Source organism: Vibrio ordalii ATCC 33509, from assembly GCA_000257205.1.
GTDB classification, from domain to species: Bacteria; Pseudomonadota; Gammaproteobacteria; order Enterobacterales; family Vibrionaceae; genus Vibrio; species Vibrio ordalii.
Map to the genome: position 1 here is coordinate 1 of AEZC01000243.1, position 2,400 is coordinate 2,400.

3 protein-coding genes and 1 pseudogene are annotated in these 2,400 nt (G+C 39.9%); 1 reads left to right on the forward strand and 3 read right to left on the reverse strand.

Going from position 1 to position 2,400, the window contains the following annotated elements:
• Both VOR_RS19190 and ppiC read right to left on the reverse strand, forming a co-directional pair.
• Positions 1-303: pseudogene (locus tag VOR_RS19190) on the reverse strand (helix-turn-helix transcriptional regulator); the annotation flags it as partial.
• 298 nt (positions 304-601) lie between these two features.
• Entirely contained in the window at positions 602-880 is a 279-nt protein-coding gene (ppiC, locus tag VOR_RS0116250) for a peptidylprolyl isomerase PpiC (protein WP_010320741.1), read from the reverse strand.
• Between the two features lie 185 nt (positions 881-1,065).
• On the opposite strand from ppiC, the gene VOR_RS0116255 reads away from it, so the two are divergent.
• On the forward strand, positions 1,066-1,971 hold the full coding sequence (locus VOR_RS0116255; protein WP_010320742.1) for a chemotaxis protein: 906 nt from the start codon (positions 1,066-1,068) through the stop codon (positions 1,969-1,971).
• A 9-nt stretch (positions 1,972-1,980) separates the two neighbouring features.
• Here VOR_RS0116255 and VOR_RS0116260 read toward each other — a convergent pair whose 3' ends face one another.
• On the reverse strand, positions 1,981-2,376 hold the full coding sequence (locus VOR_RS0116260; protein ID WP_029627299.1) for an MmcQ/YjbR family DNA-binding protein: 396 nt from the start codon (positions 2,374-2,376) through the stop codon (positions 1,981-1,983).
• Positions 2,377-2,400 lie beyond the last annotated feature (24 nt).

The window sequence follows — 2,400 nt, forward strand, 5'->3', positions numbered from 1 at the left end:
ACCTACTAGGCTCTGCCATTTAAAGAGCATTTTAGGTTCAATCTCTAGCGGACAATTTATAAGCACTTCTTTTGCATCAGGGCAGGATAAGCGTTTAAATGCTGAGTAATCAGCAAAATTATTTTCATCAACGCGAGCATAGTCGATGATAACCAATTGAATTTTATAGGATGATAGACTGTTATCATTCATCCACGTATCGCAAAGCGGAGAGATATCAATACTAATCGGCAACTTTGACTCTAGCGAATCTTTAAGTAAGCGAGACTGCATACAAACATCAGAAAGAAATCGAACATTAATTTTTTTTCTTCACTCATTTTAAACTCCTAGATCATACCGCTCACTTGCTAAAACTAACGTTAAGCGACTATAAGTCAATATCTCAAAATAACCCGAACCCATTTAATTCATGAAGTTATTGCCAATTCTTATTTGTGAGAACAAATGACGGTTTTATTTATAGTGAGGCATTCTGTGAAATGTAATAGAAGAAATTAAGATAAAGAATTGAAAGTAAGCACTCATACACAAAACGTGCACAACGACGATTCACTTAAATTATCGCTTTAAAACAGCCTCGACGAGTAAACGAAATCGGCTAGGTACGATATAATACTTTCACGATATGCCAGCCAAACTTGGTTTTCACCAGATGGGGTGTCAATACCTCACCGGTGAAACAGACTTTATCAAACTGAGGTACCATCTGCCCCTGACGAAACTCACCCAGATCGCCCCCTTTTTTACCAGAAGGGCAGGTAGAATATTTTCTGGCTAATGTTTGAAATTTCGCTCCCTTTTTTAACTGAACGATAATATCTTCAGCTTGTTCTTTATGCTTCACTAAAATGTGAAGAGCCGCTGCCGTTCTTGCCATCATTTTTCTCAATAAATTTGCTACTACAAATAGTGTAACGGATGCTTTTCAAGAGTCCAGTCCCAATCTAAGAGTGCAAAAGGTCAATAAACATACAGTTATAGTGTTTATTTGCATTTAACGCATTGCCGTCAGTAAGAGATCGTTTAGTATTAGGCATAAGAAACGACGTTGAGTAAGGTGTTATGGCTAAAACCCCCAGTAAGGCAAACCAATCCCAAGGCATGTTGATGTTCACATTGAACACTCAAAAACAGCTTTTTGCTATCGGGACTCTGAAAGTACGAGAGATTGTCCCTTACATGCCAATGACACAAATTCCTTATTCTCATCACCATGTGATCGGAACCATTACTATCCGTAACTTGACGGTACCTGTTATTGATATGGCTGCGGCCATTGGCTTTAGAGCAATTCAACCTAGTGAATATAAACAATGCTATTTAATCGTAACGGACTGCCTGCGAACTGTAGTTGCGTTTATGGTGCGTAGCATTGAGAAAATTATTGAGTGTGACTGGCGATCAATCGAGTCTTCACCGGCAGTCGCGGGAAAAGACGTTTTTGTCACTGGCATAACCCGCTATCAAAAACAGATTGTGCAGTTACTTGATGTCGAATTATTACTTTCAAAAATTTATCCACAGTATGAATCAACTAAGATCCCGATGCTGACTGATATTGAACGTGAGCGACTAAAAGCACTGCGTATTTTACTGGTAGATGATTCATCTATTGCACGTAAACAATTGTCGGATGCCTTAGACAGTATTAACATCCCTTACCAAATCTGTAAAAACGGGCTTGATGCAATTGAGCTGATGCGTCAAGACGCTCAACATCAACATGCGATCGATTTGCTAGTCAGTGATATTGAAATGCCGGGGCTCGATGGGTATGAACTTGCCTTTGAGGTCCAAAATGATCCAATGCTGATCCATGCCTATTGTATTCTTCACACCTCGCTTTCCAGTGAGATCTGTTTGGATAGAGCTCACCAAGTGGGAGCCCACGAAGCTTTGGAAAAATTTAACGCTACGGAATTGATAGAAGCGATGCTGCGTGGCGCAAAAAAACTAGAACAACATTAAGGATACCGCTTAATCAAGTTTGGCTTGCACAAATAGAGCCTGAAGCGCTTCTCTATCTGATTTTTTCAATTTACTCACCACAAGCTGATAAGAGCGCCCACACAATTCCTCTAACATCATCTGGTCAACATCTCCGTTTAGCTTAACGGAGATCCAGTGCTTTTTATTCATATGATAACCAGGGCGAATAGCGGAAAAGGCACTGGTCAGAACTTCACCATCTTCAGGAGTGCACTTCAATGTTACAAACGGCTCTTCTCTCGACTGAGACTCTTCTCTCGACTGAAAAGTATAGGCAAACATTTTACCGCGAATTTTGAAAACAAACGCGTCAGGACCAAACGGATAACTACTTTCTACCTGAGGGAAAATATCCAAAAACGATTCAATATCATGCATCTTCATCTATTACTCCTTGATTCAGTAACC

Excerpts from the sequence above, each read along its gene's own strand:
- VOR_RS0116260 (WP_029627299.1), bottom strand. The coding sequence starts at position 2,376 with ATGAAGATGCATGATATTGAATCGTTTTTGGATATTTTCCCTCAGGTA.
- VOR_RS0116255 (WP_010320742.1), top strand. The coding sequence starts at position 1,066 with ATGGCTAAAACCCCCAGTAAGGCAAACCAATCCCAAGGCATGTTGATG.
- ppiC (WP_010320741.1), bottom strand. The coding sequence starts at position 880 with ATGGCAAGAACGGCAGCGGCTCTTCACATTTTAGTGAAGCATAAAGAA.